Origin of the sequence: Kocuria rhizosphaericola (genome assembly GCF_044462205.1) — a bacterium.
GTDB classification, from domain to species: Bacteria; Actinomycetota; Actinomycetes; order Actinomycetales; family Micrococcaceae; genus Kocuria; species Kocuria rhizosphaericola.
In genome coordinates this window covers 1-16861 of sequence record NZ_JBISWK010000141.1, presented here as the reverse complement: position 1 = coordinate 16861, position 16861 = coordinate 1, and the positions used below count along the sequence as shown (strand labels likewise).

The 16861-nt window shown below is 74.5% G+C and carries 17 protein-coding genes; 12 read left to right on the top strand and 5 right to left on the bottom strand.

The genetic code is table 11. The features are described from left to right. The first annotated feature begins 34 nt into the window (after positions 1-34). The 6 genes from ACH9D2_RS14540 to fmdA all read left to right on the top strand — a co-directional run bounded on the left by ACH9D2_RS14540 (position 35) and on the right by fmdA (position 7491). Positions 35-559, top strand: a complete 525-nt coding sequence (locus tag ACH9D2_RS14540) for a mycothiol transferase (RefSeq protein WP_396363523.1) — start codon at positions 35-37, stop codon at positions 557-559. Between the two features lie 137 nt (positions 560-696). After that, the gene (locus ACH9D2_RS14535; RefSeq protein WP_396363522.1) at positions 697-2331 is read left to right on the top strand and encodes a M23 family metallopeptidase; all 1635 of its coding nucleotides are present in this window, start codon (positions 697-699) and stop codon (positions 2329-2331) included. Positions 2332-2534: 203 nt separating this feature from the next. Beyond that, positions 2535-4208, top strand: coding sequence for a peptidoglycan DD-metalloendopeptidase family protein (locus ACH9D2_RS14530; RefSeq protein ID WP_396363521.1), 1674 nt, complete (start codon positions 2535-2537; stop codon positions 4206-4208). 110 nt (positions 4209-4318) lie between these two features. After that, entirely contained in the window at positions 4319-5746 is a 1428-nt protein-coding gene (locus tag ACH9D2_RS14525; protein ID WP_396363520.1) for an FAD-binding protein, read from the top strand. Between the two features lie 153 nt (positions 5747-5899). Next, complete coding sequence (locus ACH9D2_RS14520) at positions 5900-6184, top strand: FmdB family zinc ribbon protein (protein ID WP_396363519.1); 285 nt, start codon at positions 5900-5902, stop codon at positions 6182-6184. 53 nt (positions 6185-6237) lie between these two features. Further along, positions 6238-7491 (top strand): formamidase, encoded by a 1254-nt coding sequence (fmdA, locus tag ACH9D2_RS14515; protein WP_396363518.1) that lies wholly within the window; start codon positions 6238-6240, stop codon positions 7489-7491. 2 nt (positions 7492-7493) lie between these two features. On the opposite strand, the gene ACH9D2_RS14510 is transcribed toward fmdA, so the two are convergent. From ACH9D2_RS14510 to ACH9D2_RS14500, 3 genes are all read right to left on the bottom strand, one after another. Then, complete coding sequence (locus ACH9D2_RS14510; RefSeq protein ID WP_396363517.1) at positions 7494-8438, bottom strand: hypothetical protein; 945 nt, start codon at positions 8436-8438, stop codon at positions 7494-7496. A gap of 51 nt (positions 8439-8489) precedes the next feature. Continuing rightward, positions 8490-9023, bottom strand: a complete 534-nt coding sequence (locus ACH9D2_RS14505) for an alpha/beta fold hydrolase (RefSeq protein WP_396363516.1) — start codon at positions 9021-9023, stop codon at positions 8490-8492. A gap of 73 nt (positions 9024-9096) precedes the next feature. Further along, on the bottom strand, positions 9097-9744 hold the full coding sequence (locus ACH9D2_RS14500; protein ID WP_396363515.1) for a maleylpyruvate isomerase family mycothiol-dependent enzyme: 648 nt from the start codon (positions 9742-9744) through the stop codon (positions 9097-9099). Positions 9745-9819: 75 nt separating this feature from the next. Between ACH9D2_RS14500 and ACH9D2_RS14495 the strand changes: the two genes are divergently transcribed. The 5 genes from ACH9D2_RS14495 to ACH9D2_RS14475 all read left to right on the top strand — a co-directional run bounded on the left by ACH9D2_RS14495 (position 9820) and on the right by ACH9D2_RS14475 (position 13818). Further along, on the top strand, positions 9820-10266 hold the full coding sequence (locus ACH9D2_RS14495; RefSeq protein WP_396363514.1) for a MarR family winged helix-turn-helix transcriptional regulator: 447 nt from the start codon (positions 9820-9822) through the stop codon (positions 10264-10266). Positions 10267-10331: 65 nt separating this feature from the next. Then, positions 10332-11336 (top strand): zinc-dependent alcohol dehydrogenase, encoded by a 1005-nt coding sequence (locus ACH9D2_RS14490; protein WP_396363513.1) that lies wholly within the window; start codon positions 10332-10334, stop codon positions 11334-11336. A gap of 29 nt (positions 11337-11365) precedes the next feature. Next, a complete protein-coding gene (locus ACH9D2_RS14485) occupies positions 11366-11785 on the top strand; it encodes a 6-pyruvoyl trahydropterin synthase family protein (protein WP_396363512.1) in 420 nt (139 codons plus the stop codon). Next, positions 11782-12909 (top strand): glycosyltransferase, encoded by a 1128-nt coding sequence (locus tag ACH9D2_RS14480; RefSeq protein ID WP_396363511.1) that lies wholly within the window; start codon positions 11782-11784, stop codon positions 12907-12909. The genes ACH9D2_RS14485 and ACH9D2_RS14480 overlap by 4 nt, the downstream gene beginning before the upstream one ends. 42 nt (positions 12910-12951) lie before the next feature. Continuing rightward, complete coding sequence (locus tag ACH9D2_RS14475) at positions 12952-13818, top strand: class I SAM-dependent methyltransferase (RefSeq protein WP_396363510.1); 867 nt, start codon at positions 12952-12954, stop codon at positions 13816-13818. Here the strand turns inward: ACH9D2_RS14475 and ACH9D2_RS14470 are convergent. Then, entirely contained in the window at positions 13811-14578 is a 768-nt protein-coding gene (locus tag ACH9D2_RS14470; RefSeq protein WP_396363509.1) for a CDP-alcohol phosphatidyltransferase family protein, read from the bottom strand. The two genes, ACH9D2_RS14475 and ACH9D2_RS14470, sit on opposite strands and share 8 nt — an antisense overlap. Before the next feature lie 91 nt (positions 14579-14669). Here ACH9D2_RS14470 and ACH9D2_RS14465 point away from each other — a divergent pair, with 91 nt between their 5' ends. Then, positions 14670-15560, top strand: coding sequence for a lysylphosphatidylglycerol synthase domain-containing protein (locus ACH9D2_RS14465; protein ID WP_396363508.1), 891 nt, complete (start codon positions 14670-14672; stop codon positions 15558-15560). 95 nt (positions 15561-15655) lie between these two features. Here ACH9D2_RS14465 and allB read toward each other — a convergent pair. Further along, the coding region (gene allB, locus ACH9D2_RS14460; protein WP_396363507.1) for an allantoinase AllB at positions 15656-16861 on the bottom strand (1206 nt) is incomplete at its 5' end.

Here is a 16861-nt window from a genome sequence, read left to right as displayed (position 1 = left end):
GGCCCGGTCCCTCGGTACGGAAGGAGTGGTCGCGATGACGCCGCAGGACCTGTTCGAGGACGCCGCCCGTCGCCCGTCCCAGGTGGCGGAGCACGTGCTCGAGGACATCTCGTCGGAGGTGCTGAACACCATGCCGGGAGGGACCGCGAACTCCGTGGCCTGGCTGGTGTGGCACGCCGCCCGCCAGCAGGACGTGCAGGTGGCCCAGCTCGCCGGCACCGAGGAGGTGTGGACCGCGGAGGGGTGGAGTGGGCGGCTCGGCCTCGACGTCCCCGACTCCTCCATGGGCTTCGGCGACGGTCCGGAGGACGTCGCACGGATCCGTGTGACGTCCCCCGAGCTGCTGAGGGGCTACCTCGACGCGGTGGTCGAGCGCACGGTGGCCTACGTGCGCGGGCTCACCGACGCCCAGCTCGACGACGTGGTGGACCGGTCCTGGACCCCGCCCGTCACCCGCGGAGTGCGCCTGATGAGCACGGTCGACGACTCCGCGCAGCACCTCGGCCAGGCCGCCTACGTCCGCGGCCTGCTCGACGACGGGTGGTCCGGGCCCTACTGACTGCCCCAAGGGGCGAGCACCTCTGCCCATGAGGAGGTGCGCGCGCAGATCCGCGGACGCCTTGCCCGGCCTCTAGCGTGGGAGTGCTCGGAACCACCACCGCGGCTCTGCCGCGGTCTCCCGGAGTGGGTGACGTCATGCCTGACGACCGCGTCCGCCGACAGGCCCTCACGGGGCCCCGTCATCGGCGTCTCTCCCTGGTGCCGGCCCTGGTCTTCGCCGTGCTGCTCGTGCTCAGCGGCTGCGTGGCCCAGGCCGGGGCGCAGTCACCGTCCGGGCCCGACGCGCCGGCCACCAGCACTTCCGGCGCGCGTCCCACGGGCACCGCGGAGGAAGGGGGCAGTGCCGGGTGGACGGTGTTCCTGGCCGGGTCCGAGCAGTGGCAGGTGAAGTTCTCCCTCATGCAGATCGGCTCGCCGTGGGCCCAGGGGACCCCGCTGGTGTCCCACCTGGCTCCGGGGGCCGACCCCCCGGTGTACAAGGGCAAGCTGCCGGTGAACACGCTCATCGCCCCAGCCAGACCACCGGACGCCGTGCATCCGGCCGGGCAGTTCGGCTGGCGGATCGCCCCCGACCTCGGTCGCGGGGAGCTCCACAACGGTACCGACATCGGCGCCCCGCGCGGATCCCCCGTGGTCGCAGCGATGGACGGCGTGGTGCGGGCAGTGTTCTGGAACGAGTGGGGGGGCAAACGGGTCGAGGTCTCCCATGTCGGCGACTTGTTGACCACCTACAACCACCTCGATGACATCCACGTGAAAAAGGGGGACCCCCTCAAGGCGTCCCAGCAGCTCGGGACCGTGGGCATGACAGGGTCGCGCGTCACCGGCCCGCACCTGCACTTCGAGACGTGGGTGGATGACGAGACCGTGGACCCGCAGTCCTTCGACTGGATCGACCAGGGGCGCGTCATCAAGGCGCCCCGCGAGGCCGGGCAGGAAGTGCAACGGATCCCGTCCGGCGGTCCCGGCGACGAAACCTCGCTCGACGAGTCCGAGGACTGCCCTTATCCGGAGGACCACGACATCGAATGCAGCGCACCGGACGCCGTGGACCTGGAGGAGAGGTGCTCCACGGGGGGCGACGACAGCGACTGCCCCGATGAAGGCAGGGAGGTGCAGTGTCCGGAGGGTGGTCCGGTGACGGAGCAGTGTCCGAGGTCGGGGGAGGTGCCGGTGTGTCCGGAGGGTGGATTGGGGACTCCTGGGTGTCCGACGTCGGAGCCGGAGCGGGATCCGTGTCCGGAGGGTGGATTGGGGACTCCTGGGTGTCCGACGTCGGAGCCGGAGCGGGATCCGTGTCCGGAGGGTGGATTGGGGACTCCTGGGTGTCCGACGTCGGAGCCGGAGCGGGATCCGTGTCCGGAGGGTGGATTGGGGACTCCTGGGTGTCCGACGCCGGAGTCCCCGGCATGCCCCCCTGCGACGCCGGGGTCGGTCGACTGCGAGCCTCTCGGGCCGGGGCCCGAGGACTGCCCGCCCACAGTGCCCGGTCAGGTCGACTGCCACCCCTTGGGTCCCGGGCTGGAGGACTGCGCTGTACGCGGTCCTGGCGCTCTGGACTGCGCGCCCGCAGGGGCCGGACCGGAGGACTGCCCGGCGGCGGAAGGCGGACGCACCGACTGCCCAGTGGCGCTGCCCTCTTCGGAGGACTCGTCCTCCGGCAACGGTGGTGGCACCGCGGCTCAGCTGTTCGGGGCTCCTGGGCCTGCTCTGGCTCCGGAGCCGGTCCACCGGTCAGTTGTGTTGCAATTGCATAAAGTCGCCGTGTGACAAGGCGCCGATGAGGGGACGGCCGATCCCTCGGTCCACACCCTCTGGTTCACTTAAGCTGATGCCGTGGGGCGAGAGTGCCCCCACCATCTGCTCGTTCTTCTCGTCGCTCGCCGCGACATCCTGGGGGAAACACTGTCATGCCCCGCGACTCCTCTCGCCGCCCTGCGCCCACCGACCTGCGCCATCGTGCCTCGTCGCCGGTGACCGCTCTCACCGCGTTCTCGGCCCTCGTGGCCGTCAGCGTGGCGGTCAGCGCGGGCATCGCACCAGGAGCCGGCGGCGAACGGGGTCCGTCGGCCTTCGGCGTCCCCGCCGCATCCGCCGAACCGCCGAACAAGGGGTGGAGCCTGCTCGCGGCCGGAGCGGAGCAGGTCGTTCCTCCGGCCGGTCCGGTGCGGGACGACCACGCAGCCTCGCCCGTGCGGGACGGCGGCGAGGGGAAGGGTTCCTGGCGGCCAGGAACGGGGCGCGGCGACGGAGGCCGCGAGACGGCGTCATCGGTGCGCCCGGGCCGGCAGGCGCCGAAGCTGTACCAGGGGGAGCTGCCGGTCAACACGATCATCGCGCCGGCCCGGCCCGGTGCTGTCCTGCCCGGTGGGCAGTTCGGGTGGCGGATCGCCCCTGATCGCGGCGGGCGCGAGTTCCACAACGGGACCGACGTCTCCGCCGCGGCGGGTCTCCCGGTCGTCGCCGCCCTCGACGGCGTGGTGACGGCCGTGTTCTGGGACGTCTGGGGCGGCAACCGGGTGGAGGTCACCCACGCGGACGGGATCAGGACCACCTACAACCACCTCGAGGACGTCCGGGTGCAGACCGGTGACCGGCTGGCCGCCTCCGAGCAGCTCGGCTCGATCGGGGCCACCGGCATCCGTGTCACGGGCCCGCACCTGCACTTCGAGACCTGGGTGAACGGCCAGGCGGTCGACCCGCAGTCCTTCGACTGGGTCGACGGCATGCGCGTCATCCCCGCCTCCCGCAGCAAGTACTCCCTCGAGGTCCCCGTCCCGGACACGGTCGAGGACCGGGCCGGGGAGAAGGCGAAGAAGGCCGAGACCCTCGAGAAGACAGAAGCCGCCAAGAAGAAGGCCGACGCCAAGGAGAAGGCTGACGCCAAGAAGAAGATCGACGCCAAGAACAAGGCCGACGCGGCGAAGAAGGTGGAGGCGGCCAAGAAACAGGCCGACGCCGCGAGGACGGCAGGTCCGGACAGGACCGCGACCCCCGCGAGGCCCGTGCAGCAGGAGGAGGCGGCACCGGTTCCGGCGACCCCGGCGGTGACGGTTCCCGTTCCGGATGCTCCGGTGGTGAGGGTTCCCGCGCCGGACGTTCCGGTCGTGACGGTTCCCCCGCCGACCCCGCCGGCTTCCGGAGAGCCCACCACGCCTCCCGTGGTGGTGGAGCCCGAGCCGGAGGTCGAGCCCGTGCCGGTGGCGGAGCCCGAGCCCGAGCCGGTGCCCGAGCCCGAGCCCGTGCTCGAGCCGGGAGTCGCTCCCGTCGTCGTTCCGGACGCCGTGCGGGACGTCGACCGAGACGGGGTCCTCGACGTCGAGGACCCCGACATCGACGGGGACACGATCCCCAACGAGCTGGACTCCGACATCGACGGGGACCAGATCCTCAACGACGTCGACCCGGACATGGACGGTGACGGCCTGCGCAACGAGCTGGACGACGACCTCGACGGGGACGGGATCCTCGACACCGACGACGACGAGCCCCGTCGCCCGGCGCCGAAGGCGGCGACCGAGCCGACCGCAGACCCGGCCGAGCCGGGCGGCGCCGCCGGCACGAAGCAGGGCGCCGGCGCCGCCGGGGCGGCGCCGGCTGCCGGGTCCACGCCGGCAGCCGGCGCGGACGGGGCGGTCCGTCCCTGACGCGCTGCCCGGAGTTATGCAGGCGTGACAAGGGGTTCCGCCGACTCCTGAGCTGGGCGGACTAGAATTTCCCCCCGGGCTGACGATTTATTCGCGCAGGAGCGGGAGCCATGAGCAGCACGGACCACGGTGCGCCGGGCGACGGAACGGCCGGGGCGCTCCACGAACTCCGGGACCGTCTCTCGGGGGGACTGATCGAGCCGGGGGACCCCGACTACGACAGGGCCCGCCGGGTCTGGAACGGCATGATCGACGTCCGTCCCCGGGCTGTCGTGCGGGCCGGGGGCGTCGGCGACATCGACCTCGTCCTGGCCACGGCGCAGCGCACGCGGCTGCCGCTGGCGGTGCGGGGCGGCGGACACGGGGTGGCTGGCCACGGCACGGTCGAGGGCGGTCTGGTGCTGGACCTCGGGCGGCTGCGTGGCGTCGTCGTCGACCCCGCGAACCAGCTGGTGAGCGTGGACCCGGGCACCACCTTCGCCGGGCTCGACCGGGCCACGGCCCGGCACGGCCTCGCCGTTCCCGGGGGCCTCGTCGGTGTCGCCGGCGTGGCGGGACTCACCCTCGGTGGGGGCATGGGGTGGCTGACCCGCAGCAACGGGCTGACGCTCGACAACCTGGACTCCGCCGACGTCGTGACCGCCGCCGGCGACCACCTGCACGCCAGCGAGGAGGAGAACGCCGGGCTGTTCTGGGGACTGCGCGGCGGCGGGGGCAACCTCGGGGTGGTCACCTCGTTCACCTTCCGGGCCCGCCGGATGCCGTCCGCGGTGCTCGCGGGGAACCTCTACTACCGCAGACCGCACTGGCGGGACGCCCTGACCGCCTTCGCCGAGTGGTCGCACGGTCTGCCGGACGAGATGAACCCGGTCCTCACGTTCGCGATCCCGTCGCCGGGGGCCGGGATGGGCGACGAGCCGGTGCTGACCGTGGGGTTCAGCTGGGTCTCCGAGGACCACGTCGCCGGCCTGGACGTCGTCGACGCGCTGCGGCAGGACGCGCCCCCCGACGCCGAGGAGATGGGCCCGACGCCGTGGCTCGCCTGGCAGGGAGCGAGGGACGGAGCCTACCCGAAGGGCTCGCACGGCCACTGGCGGAACGTGCCCTTCTCCCGGCTGGACGACGAGGTCGTCGACGTCCTCGTCGGACTGGCGTCCGCGATCACGTGCCGGGGCACCGGCATCGACGTCCACCACCTCGAGGGCGCCTTCGGCCGGGTGCCCGAGGAGGCCACCGCCTTCCCCAACCGGTCCGCGCGGTACTGGCTGACGGTCTACGGCGTCCGGCACGACCCCGCCGACGACGAGCACCTCGCCGCCTTCGTCCGAACCGTGCGCGACGGGATGCAGCCGTTCGCCGAGCACGGCGAGTACGTCAACCTCATGGGCCCGGACGCCGAGCTCGGGGGCGACCGTTCGGAGGCGGCCCGCCTGGCGTACGGGCGGGACAAGCACCAGCGGCTGGCCGTCCTCAAGGACCGCTACGACCCCGGGAACCTCTTCCGGCACAACCTGAACGTCCCGCCCGGCCGGTCCTGAGCGCACGGCAGGACCGCCCACGTCCGCGGCGCGGGCACCGGGCAGGCCCGACCCGTCATGTCCGGGCGATGTCGGTGACCGCCCTTCCCCGGCCGCGGGCCCGGCACTACGGTCGACAGTCCAGAGACCCCGCGTTCCCAGGAGGCGCACCGCATGCCGATCTACGAGTACCGCTGCCCGGAGTGCGGCGTCTTCGAGCTCCTGCTGGGCATGGGCGCCGCCACGCGCGAGAGCGCCTGCCCCCGCTGCGGGTCCGCGGCGCGGCGGCTGATGAGCGCGCCCGGACTCTCCCGGGCCGGCACCCCCGCGGCGCGGCTGATCGAGCGCGCCGAGCGCACCGCGGCCGAGCCCGACGTCGTCGCCGCGCCCCCGCCCGGCTCCCGGAGAGCGCCCCGGACCACCGGCAATCCCCTGCACCGCAGACTTCCCCGGCCCTGAGAGGCACACCACCGGAGCACCACCCCGCAGCACAGCAGCCAAGGAGGCACGTCATGCCGGAGCTCATCTTTCCCCTGGACTCGTCACGGCCGTTCGAGGACCAGCAGCTGGTGGGGCACAACCGGTGGCACCCGGAGATCCCTCCGGTGGCCACCGTGCGACCGGGGGACACGTTCCGGGTGCACTGCCGGGAGTGGTTCGACGGCGCGATCGTCAACGACGACTCCGCGGAGGACGTCCGCAACGCGCCGCTGACGACCGTGCACAAGCTCTCCGGCCCGTTCGCGGTGCAGGGCGCGAAGCCGGGAGACCTGCTCGTCGTCGACATCCTCGACGTCGGCCCCATCCCGCAGGAGGACTCCGGCCCGCTGGCCGGGCAGGGCTGGGGGTACACCGGTGTCTTCGCGCGGTCCAACGGCGGGGGCTTCCTCACCGACCGGTTCCCTGACGCCTACAAGGCGATCTGGGACTTCCGCGGCCAGACGGCCACCTCCCGCCACGTCCCGGAGGTCTCCTTCACCGGCATCGTCCACCCCGGCCTCATGGGCACCGCGCCCTCCGCCGAGCTGCTGGCTCGGTGGAATGCGCGCGAAGGCGCGCTCATCGCCACCGACCCGGACCGGGTCCCGCCCCTGGCGCTGCCGCCCGAGCCCGAGAATGCCCTGCTGGGCGGGGTCCCCGGTTCCGACGCCGAGCGGGTCGCCGCGGAGGCCGCGCGCACCGCTCCGCCGCGGGAGAACGGCGGCAACCAGGACATCAAGAACCTCACCAAGGGCACCCGCGTCTTCTACCCGGTCTTCGTGGACGGCGCGAACTTCTCCGTGGGGGACCTGCACTTCTCCCAGGGCGACGGCGAGATCACGTTCTGCGGCGCCATCGAGATGGGCGGGTTCATCGACTTCCACGTGGACGTCATCAAGGGCGGCATGGAGACCTACGGGGTCTCGGAGAACGCGATCTTCCTGCCGGGCAGAACGGACCCGCAGTACAGCGAGTGGATCTCCTTCTCCGGCACCTCGGTGACCCTCGACGGCGAGCAGCGCTACCTCGACTCGCAGCTGTCCTATCAGCGGGCGTGCCTGCACGCCATCGACTACCTCACGAAGTTCGGGTACGCACCCGAGCAGGCGTATCTGCTGCTGGGCGCCGCGCCGATCGAGGGCCGGTTCTCCGGGGTGGTGGACATCCCCAACTCCTGCGCCACGGTGTACATCCCCACCGCGATCTTCGACTTCGACATCCGGCCCTCCGCGGCCGGTCCGCACCGGGTGGACCCGGGAGCGGGGGCGCCGCACGCGGCCGCGTGAGCTCAGGCGTCCTCGAGCGCGAGGTACAGCTCCACCACGGTGGTGGCCACGTCCTGACCGCACGCCGCGGTGGGGTAGCCGGAGCCCAGCACCGCGATGTGGTGGGCCGTCCCGCCCACCGCGGCCCGGCCCACGCTGTGGGTGTCCCACTCGCCACCGGCGTCCGGCAGCCACCCGTTCTTGACGAGGGAGCCAGCCGTACCGGCCCCGTCAGCGCGCGCGGCCCCCACGCCCCACGTCTGGGACGGGTGGCTGGGGCGCATCTGCTCCCGGAGCCAGGCGAGGTCCTCCTCGGGCAGCCAGTCCGCCCCGTGGACGACCGTGCCGAGCACGGCCAGCTGGTCGGAGGCCGTGGTCAGGTTGTGGCCCCAGCCGCCCGAGGACCGGGTCGAGGTGACGCCCATGAGGTCGTAGGTCTCGTTGATCTCGCCCTCCATCGCGGAGACCGTGGGCCCGAGCGCGCCGTAGAGGGCGGTGGTCGACTCGTTGCCGCTCTCGTGGACGCTGTCGCGGATCAGCGCGCGCTGCTGCTCCGTGAGCCGGCCGTCCCGTTCGGCGGCCAGGCGCATGGTGGTCAGGGCCAGCGGGACCTTCGAGAGACTCGCCTCCATGCCGGACAGCTCGGGGTGGTGGGCGAAGACCGTGCGGCCCTCCGTGTCCTGCACCAGCAGGCCGATCTCGGCTCCCACCGCTCCGCCCAGCCCGTCCAGCGCGGCGGTCAGGGCGCGCCGGTCGTCCTCCGCCGTGGGTCCGTCCGTGACGGGGAGCGACGCGGCGGCCGCCGGACCGCAGGAGGCGGGCACGGCGACCGAGGAGGTCCCGGCGACCTCGCCGCCCGGGGCGGCGGGGAGCGCTGACGCGGGAGCCTGCACGGAGAGCCCCACGAGGAGGGCGGCGGTCCCCAGGGTGCGGACGGTCCTTCGGTGCTGCGGGTGCGGTCGGGTCATGGCCCCATGCTCCCGCACGGCGGCGGTTCTCCCGATTCGCGCGGGTCCGCCTCACGTAATGAGACCTCGGTCCGTCCAGGACGTCGGCAGATGTCCTCCGGAGGGGAGCAGCACGAGCTGGGCCGAGGGCAGCCGCTCGGTGAGGCGGCGCGCGTGGGCGGAGGGGACGACGTCGTCGTCCTCGGCGTGGACCACGACGATCTCGAGGTCCGCCAGCGTCCGGCCCACGGTGGAGGGCAGGGCGAAGCCGCGCTCGTTCCAGTCCGGGTCCTCCGGGTCCCAGCACGGCGAGGCCACGGTCACGACGCGCTGCAGCAGGGTGGGGATCCGGTTGCAGAGGAAGCGCAGTGCCTCGGACCCGCCGAGGGAGTGGCCCACGATCACCCAGGGCTCGTCCGGGATGGCGCGGACGGCCCGGCCTATCGCCTCCTGCCACAGCTCCGGATCGGGGTTCTCCGGGCTCGGGAGGTCGGGGGCGACGAGATCCGCGTCCGGCCACTGCCGTCGCACGGCCTCGAGCACCGGGTTTCCACCGGGGCCGGGCTGGAGTCCGGCCCCGTGCAGGAAGAGGATGCGCTGGACCATGGGTCACCTCGGGGACGGGGGAGGTGACGGCGGACGCCGCCTCCACCAGCGTCCCCGCCGCCGCGGCGGGGTGTCAAGAGCGGCGGGCGGCCCCTGCCCCCGGTCCCACGACGCCCAGGCCCGGCCCCTCGAGCCGGTCGAGCGCCGCGGTCCGGCCGGTGAGCAGCAGGAGCAGCGCCTCCATGGTTCCGCGGACCTCGGGACCGCTGCCGGCGCGCCAGTCGATGTCGGTCGCGGCGAGCGTCACTGCGCGCAGTCTCCGGCGCGCCCAGAACGGGAACGGCATGGACCACACCCGGTCGGCTGCCGTGCGGGCGGCCTCCGGCGGCATGGCGTGGCGCCGCCCCAGGGGCAGCGCGATGTCCTGGGTGTGGACCAGGACGTCGAGGAGCGGGTCCCGGATGCCCGTTCCCGGGGGATGGCGCCGCGAACCGTCCAGGCGGCGGTAGTCCGCGACGATGGACTCGACCGGCTGACGGCCGCGGCGCCGGGCGTCCAGGAACACGGCGCGGTTGTAGTCTCCCCGGCCGTGCCACAGGGCCGCGACGAGATCGGCGAGCCCGAACTGGGGCGAGGAGATGACGTGGGCCGCCACGTCCCGCACCGCCCATCCGGGGCACAGGGTGGGGTGGTCCCACTCCTCGGGGCTGAGGGTCTCGAGCAGGTCCGCGAGCGCGGACCGCTCCTGGTGAACGGCGTCCCAGATGGCGGTGCGGTCCATGGTAGTCTCCCCCTAAAAGGTCAGGTTTACTGACTAAATTTTCCGGCGGGGACCGCCACGTCGTCAAGGGGTGGAATGCGCGAGGACGAGGGGACGAACACGGGGCTGCTGCTGTACTACCCGTACCGGGACATGGAGATCCGGGTGCTGGAGGCCCTCCACGCCGCCGGCTTCGCGGACCTCTCCTACGCCCAGGCGCGGATCTTCCAGCGCATCGGCCCGGACGGCACCCGCACGGTGCACCTGGCGGAGCAGGCCCGGGTCACCAAGCAGACGGCCAGCCTGCTCGTGCAGGCCATGGAGGAGGAGGGGTACGTCGAGCGGCGGCCCGATCCCGCCGACGCCCGGGCGCGGCTCGTGACCATCGCCGAGCGCGGCAGGGCCGCCCAGGCGGTGGCGGCCGGCGTGGTCGCCGAGGTGGAGGAAGAGTGGCGGCGGAGGCTCGGGGCCAGACGCTATGCCGCGCTGCGCCGGGCGCTCGCCGAGCTGCACGAGGAGGGGCCCGCCGCCCCGACCGCCTGACCCGCGGGCCGGGACCGGCCACGGGCGGTGGTGGCGCGCAGTCGCGGGCACGCCACAATGGGAGCATGACCGACGCCGCTGCCGCCCCGGAGGGTTCCCGCACCTGCCGCGCCTACTGGACCGTGGAGCCCGGCCGGGGCGAGCTGCGCACCGCGGAGCTGCCGTGCCCGGGCCCGGAGGACGTCCTGGTGCGGGCGCTGCGCTCCGGGATCAGCCGCGGGACCGAGTCGCTCGTCCACCGCGGCCTCGTCCCGGCGCGCGTGCACGAGCGGATGCGCGCCCCCTTCCAGGAGGGGGACTTCCCGGGCCCGGTCAAGTACGGCTACCTGTCCGTGGGCGTCGTGGAGCAGGGGCCGGAGGAACTGGTGGGCCGGCGGGTGTTCAGCCTGCACCCCCACCAGGACCGCTACGTGCTCCCGGCCTCGGCCGTGACCCCCGTGCCCGACGACGTGCCCTCCGACCGCGCGGTGCTCGCCGGCTCGGTGGAGACGGCCGTCAACGCCCTGTGGGAGGCCGCGCCCCGCTTCGGGGACCGCGTGGCCGTGATCGGCGCCGGGATGATCGGCGCGTGCGCGGCCGCGCTGCTGGCCCGCTTCCCGCTCGCCCGGCTGCAGCTCGTGGACCCGCAGCCGTCCCGCCGGGAACTCGCGGCACGGCTAGGCGTGGAGCACGTGCTGCCGGAGGACGCCGCGAGGGAGTGCGACGTCGTCGTGCACGCCTCCTCCACCGCCGCCGGCCTGGCGAGGGGACTCGAGCTGCTCGGCGAGGAGGGCGAGCTGATCGAGCTGTCCTGGTACGGCGACGAGGACCCCGCCGTCCCGCTCGGCGCGGACTTCCACGCCCGCCGGCTGCAGATCCGGGCCAGCCAGGTAGGGGTCGTCGCCCCCGCCCGCCGGGCCCGCCGCACCACCGCCGACCGGCTCGCCACCGCGCTGGACGCCCTGCGGGACCCCCGCTTCGACGCCCTGCTCTCCGGGACCTCCTCCTTCGACGAGCTGCCCGCCACCATGGCGCGGCTCGCCGCCGGAGTCTCCCCGGACGTGCTGTGCCACGTGGTGCACTACGACTGACCACCCGCCACACCGACCCGAGGAGCCCCGTGTTCACCCTGACCGTCCGAGACCACATGATGATCGCCCACAGCCTGCCGGACCCCTTCTTCGGCCCCGCCCAGAACCTGCACGGGGCCACCTACGAGGTGGAGACCACCTGGTCCCGGCCGGTCCTCGACGAGCACGGGGTGGTCATGGACATCGGTGTGGCCAACGACCTGCTCGCGGGCGTCCTCGACGGGCTGCGCTACCGCAACCTCGACGAGCACCCGGACTTCGCGGGCCGGCTGTCCACCACGGAGGTCCTCGCCCAGTACGTGGCCGAGCGGCTCGCGGCGGGTGCGGCGTTCATCGAGGGGCTCGAGCGGCTGACCGTGACCCTGCGGGAGAACCCCGACGCCTGGGCCTCCTACACCCTCGAGCTGCCCGTGCTGAGCGAGCGCGGTGGGCCCGTCCCGGCCCGGTGAGCACCACGCGCGCGGGCATCGACGTGGTGGTGCCCGACGACGGCGGACGGCCCACCGGGGGCTCGCTCTACGACCGCCGGCTCGTGGCGGCGCTGGGCGTCCTGGGCCGCCCGGCCCGCCTCGTGCCGGTGGCCGGGGACTGGCCCGCGCCGGACGGCGCCGCCCGGGTGCGGCTGCGGCGGGCGCTGGGCGGACCGGCCCCGGGGCGGGCGGTCGTCCTCGACGGCCTCATGGGGTGCGCGGACCCGGAGACCGTCGACGACGCCGTGCGCTCCGGCGTGCCCGTGCACCTGCTCGTGCACCTGCCCCTGCCCGCCGAGACCGGGCTGGACCCCGCGGCCACGAGGGAGCTCGCCCGGCGGGAGGCCGCAGCCCTCGCCGCCGCCACCGGCGTGCTGGTGCCCAGCGACTGGGCGGCCCGCGACCTCCGCCGCCGCTACGGCACCGCGGGCGCCGCGGTGGCCGAACCGGGGGCCGGGCGCGGGCCGGTGGCTGCGGGGTCGAGCCCGCCGCGGCTGCTCTGCCTCGCGTCCCTGACCCCGCGCAAGAACCAGCGCCTCCTGCTGAGGGCCCTCGCGCCGCTGGCCGGCCTCGGCTGGACCCTCGACCTCGTGGGCCCCGCGGGCGACCCCCGCCACGTCCGCGAGCTGCGCGCGGCGGTCCTCGGCCTCCCCGAGCCGGGGCGGGTGCGCTGCCACGGCCCCCTCGAGGGCGCCGCTCTGGCCCGGCAGTGGGCGCGCACGGACCTGCTGCTGCTGCCCTCCACGGCAGAGACCTACGGCATGGTCGTCACCGAGGCGCTCGCCCACGGCGTTCCCGCGGTGGTCGCGGCCGGCACCGGGGCGGTCGAGGCCCTCGACGGCACGCCGCGGCACGGTCCGGCTGCCGGCGCCCGGGCCGGTGCCGCCCTCGACCCCGCCGACCCGTCCGCCTGGACCGCCGTGCTGCGGGACTGGCTGACCGATCCCGCCCTGCGCGCACAGTGGCGGACCGCGGCGCTGGCCCGGCGCGAGCACCTGCGCAGCTGGGAGGACACCGCCCGCGACGTCCTCGCGGCGATCGGCCGGCCCCTCGACCCGACGGATCCCCCCGGACCACGACACCCACCACGACAGGCATCCTGACAGACACCCCGACCCCGTCACCGACCGCACCAGGAGACCGACATGACGAACCACTTCGCCCCCGACCGGCCCGTCGCCGGTGACTGGCTGGCCCTGCGCGAGCCGGCCGACGCCGCGGCCCGAGAACACTCCCTGCCGCTGATCGCCCGGCTCGTCCGGCACTGGGAGGAGCATCCGCCGGCCGGGGCCCCCGGCTCCTCGGACGCCGAGCCCGTCGTCGTCGTGGACCTCGGCGCCGGAACGGGCGCGAACCGGGCGTGGCTGGCCCGGCACCTCCCGGGTCCCCAGCGCTGGATCCTGCTCGACCACGACCGCGAGCTGCTCGACCAGGCCGTGGCCGCCGCCCGGGCGGACGGCTCCGACGTCGTGCCCGTCCTCGCCGGGGTCGAGGAGCTCGGCCGTGTCCTGGCGGACCACCCGGCGGCCCGCCGGCTCGTGACGTGCTCCGCGCTGCTCGACCTGCTCACCCGGGCGCAGGTCCGGGAGCTGGCCCGTGTGCTCTCCGAGGAGGGCGTTCCGGCCCTCCTCGCCCTCACCGTCGACGGCGAGGTCCTGCTCGACCCGCCGCACCACCTGGACCCCTCGGTGCTGGGGGCCTTCGAGGACCACCAGCACCGCGGCGAGCACGCCGGCACCGACGCCGTGCGGCTGGCCGCGGAGGCCCTGCAGGAGCACGGCATGGCCGTGGACGTGACGCCCACGCCCTGGTGGATCTCGGACCAGGCGTGGGCCCGGCCCCTCCTGGAGCGCTTCCTCGCCGACCGGGCGGACGCCGCCGTGGAGCACCGCCCGGACCTCACGGCCGAGTCCCACGCCTGGTTGCGGACCCGCCTGGTGGACTGCGCCCGCGGCCGGCTGCGGGCCACGGTGGGGCACGCGGACGTGCTCGGCCTGCCACCCGTCAGCTGAGGTCGCGGCCCGCCCGTTCCAGCCACAGGACGTCCCGGCCGAAGGACCCCAGCAGCAGGACCAGCGCGATCACTGTGGCGGTGACGGCCAGCGGGAGCGGGATCAGAGGGACCAGCGCGCCGAGCAGGACCCCGCCCTGGATCCCCGCCACGACCCGCCGGTACGAGGAGAAGGGCAGCGCGCGGCGCCACGCGGGACGCACCCGCTGGCCCAGCAGGAACAGGTACCGCAGCGCGCCGATCGCCAGCACCCACCACGCGCCGGGCAGTCCGAGCCGCGCGGCGGCGGCCAGGGAGAGGACGATCAGCAGTGCGGCGTCGACCTCCTGGTCGAACCGTGCCCCGGCGCGCGTGGCGGTGCCGGTGCGGCGGGCCACCCACCCGTCGACCCCGTCGAGCAGCCAGGCGGGCAGCGCGACGGCGAACACGGCCCAGCACCAGGCGTCGACGGGCCGGTCCGCGTCCTGTCCCAGCACGGGGGCCAGCCCCACGGGCAGGAGCGCGGCGGCCAGCGCGACGAGCACGGAGCGGCCCACGGTGACCCGGTCGGCGGGGCCGTAGGGCTCGTCGCGGCGGCGCACGGCGCTGCGCACCACCGCGCCGACCACGGCGAGGCCCAGTGCCCCAGCGGCCACCAGCACGGGGAGCTCCACGTCCACCAGGAGGAAGAGCACCGCGAGCGCTCCTCCCAGCGCCACGAACGCGAGGACACCGTCCCGGCGTGCCGAGGGACGAGGACAGGTGGAACGGGGCAGGGGCATGCGGCCGCCTTCCGGAGGGGGCCTTCATCGTGAGCGGATCCGGCCCGCGGCGTCAATCCGGGCGACGACGGGCGGTGGCTAGACTGCGCCCATGCCCGCCGAGACCCCGCCTGCCCTCACCGGTCGGCGGCCCGTTCTCCGCGCGCTGCTCGCCGCCGGTCAGGCGGTGGCCGGACTCGTGCTGCTCGCCCTGCTGTTCCGCGCCCTGGGCGCGGACGCGGTGCGCAGCGCCGTCGGCATCCTGACCCCCGCCACGGTGGCGCTCGCGCTGGGCGCCGGGCTCCTCGCCACCGCTGCCCAGGCCCAGCGCTGGCGGCTCGTGGCCCGCAGCCAAGGCGTGCCGATCGGCTTCCGGGAGGCGATGGGCGAGTGCCTGGCGGCCGGGCTCGTCAACCTGCTGCTGCCCGGTGGCGTGACCGGGGACGCGGTGCGCGTGCTGCGCCGCCGCCGGCGCGGCGACAGCTGGCCCGGGGCCGGCGGCTCCGTGCTGGGCGAGCGGCTGGCCGGGACGTCCGTTCTCCTCGCGGCGGGGATCGTTCCTGCCCTGGCGGTCGGTGGCTGGCTCGCCGTGGCCATCGGCCTCGGGGCGCTCGCCGTCGGGGCCGTCGCCTGGCGGTCGACGACAGGCGCCCCGGCGCGGGACCGGACCGGGGTGTGGGCACTGTCCGTGCTCGCCTGGGCCTGCTACCAGGGACTGTTCCTGCTGGCCGCCGTGCGCACCGCTCCGCAGGAGTCCCTGGCGAACCTGTGGGGGACCACCGTGCTGGGCCTGGCGGGAATGTCCGTCCCCGTCGGGGTCGGCGGCTGGGGCCCGCGCGAGGGGATCACCACCCTGGCCGCGATGGCCCACGGACTGCCCGCCGAGACCGGCTTCGCGATCTCGATCGGCTACGGCCTGCTCGCCCTGATCTCCGCCCTGCCGGGTGCTGCGGTCCTGGCACGCTGGCTCCTGCCGGTGCGTCACCGCGCGTCCCGCCCGTGACCGGCAGCAGGTGCGGGAGCGGAGAGCCCGGAGGCCGGCCGGCGACGGGCACCGCGGTCTCGTGCACGACCGCGGCGGACGGCGGCCCCCGCCCGTCAGCTCTCCCCGCGCCGGAGGAGCCGGCCCCGAGGGGTCTCGAAGTCCACGGCGGTGCCCCGGACGAAGGTCCTCCGGACCTTCCCGGACAGCGCCTTGCCCTGGTACGGGGTGATCGGGTTCTTGTGGTGCAGCCGTCCGGCGTCGACCACGAACGCGTCGTCGGCGGCGAAGACCACCAGGTCCGCGTCGTAGCCCAGGGACAGCCTGCCCTTGGTGCGCAGGCCGGCCCGCTGGGCCGGCTTGGTGGACATCCACTCCACCACCCGCTCCAGCCCGATGCCCCGGCGGCGGGCCTCGGTCCAGATCAGGGAGAGCCCCAGCTGCAGGGAGGACACCCCGCCCCACGCCACCCCGAAGTCCCCGTTGTCCAGGTCCTTCAGGTCCAGGGTCGAGGGGGAGTGGTCCGAGACGATGAAGTCGATGGTCCCGTCGAGCAGGCCCTCCCACAGCAGCTCGCGGTTGCCGGCCTCCCGCACGGGCGGGCAGCACTTGAAGGCGGTGGCGCCGTCGGGGACCTCCTCGGCGAGCAGGGTGAGGTAGTGCGGGCAGGTCTCGACCGTGATGTCCAGGCCGTCCCGCTTGGCGGTGGCCAGCATGGGCAGGGCGTCCGAGGAGGACAGGTGCAGGATGTGCGACCGCGCTCCGGTCCAGCGGGTGCGCTCGATGACCTCGGCGATCGCGAGGTTCTCCGCCCCGCGCGGCCGGGAGGCCAGGAAGTTCTGGTACAGGTCCCCCTCCGGCTGCGGGGCCCGGTCGATGGCCCGGGAGTCCTCCGCGTGCACGATCATCAGGGAGTCGAAGGTCTTGATCTCCGCGAGGTCCTCCTCCATCTCGTCGGCCTCCAGGTGCGGGAACTCGTCCACCCCGGAGTGCAGCAGGAAGCACTTGAAGCCGAAGACGCCGTCGTCGTGCAGCCCGCGCAGGTCGGGGGTGTTGCCGGGGATCGCCCCGCCCCAGAAGCCGACGTCCACGAAGACGTTGTCCTGGGCGAAGAGGCGCTTGTACTCGAGGGCCGGCACGTTCACGGTCGCCGGGATCGAGTTGAGCGGCATGTCCAGGACCGTGGTGACGCCTCCGGCGGCGGCGGCCCGGGTCGCGGAGGCGAAGCCCTCCCACTCGGTGCGGCCGGGCTCGTTGATGTGCACGTGGGTGTCCACCAGCCCGGGCAGCAAGGTCTCGTCGTCGGCGAGCTCCACGACCTC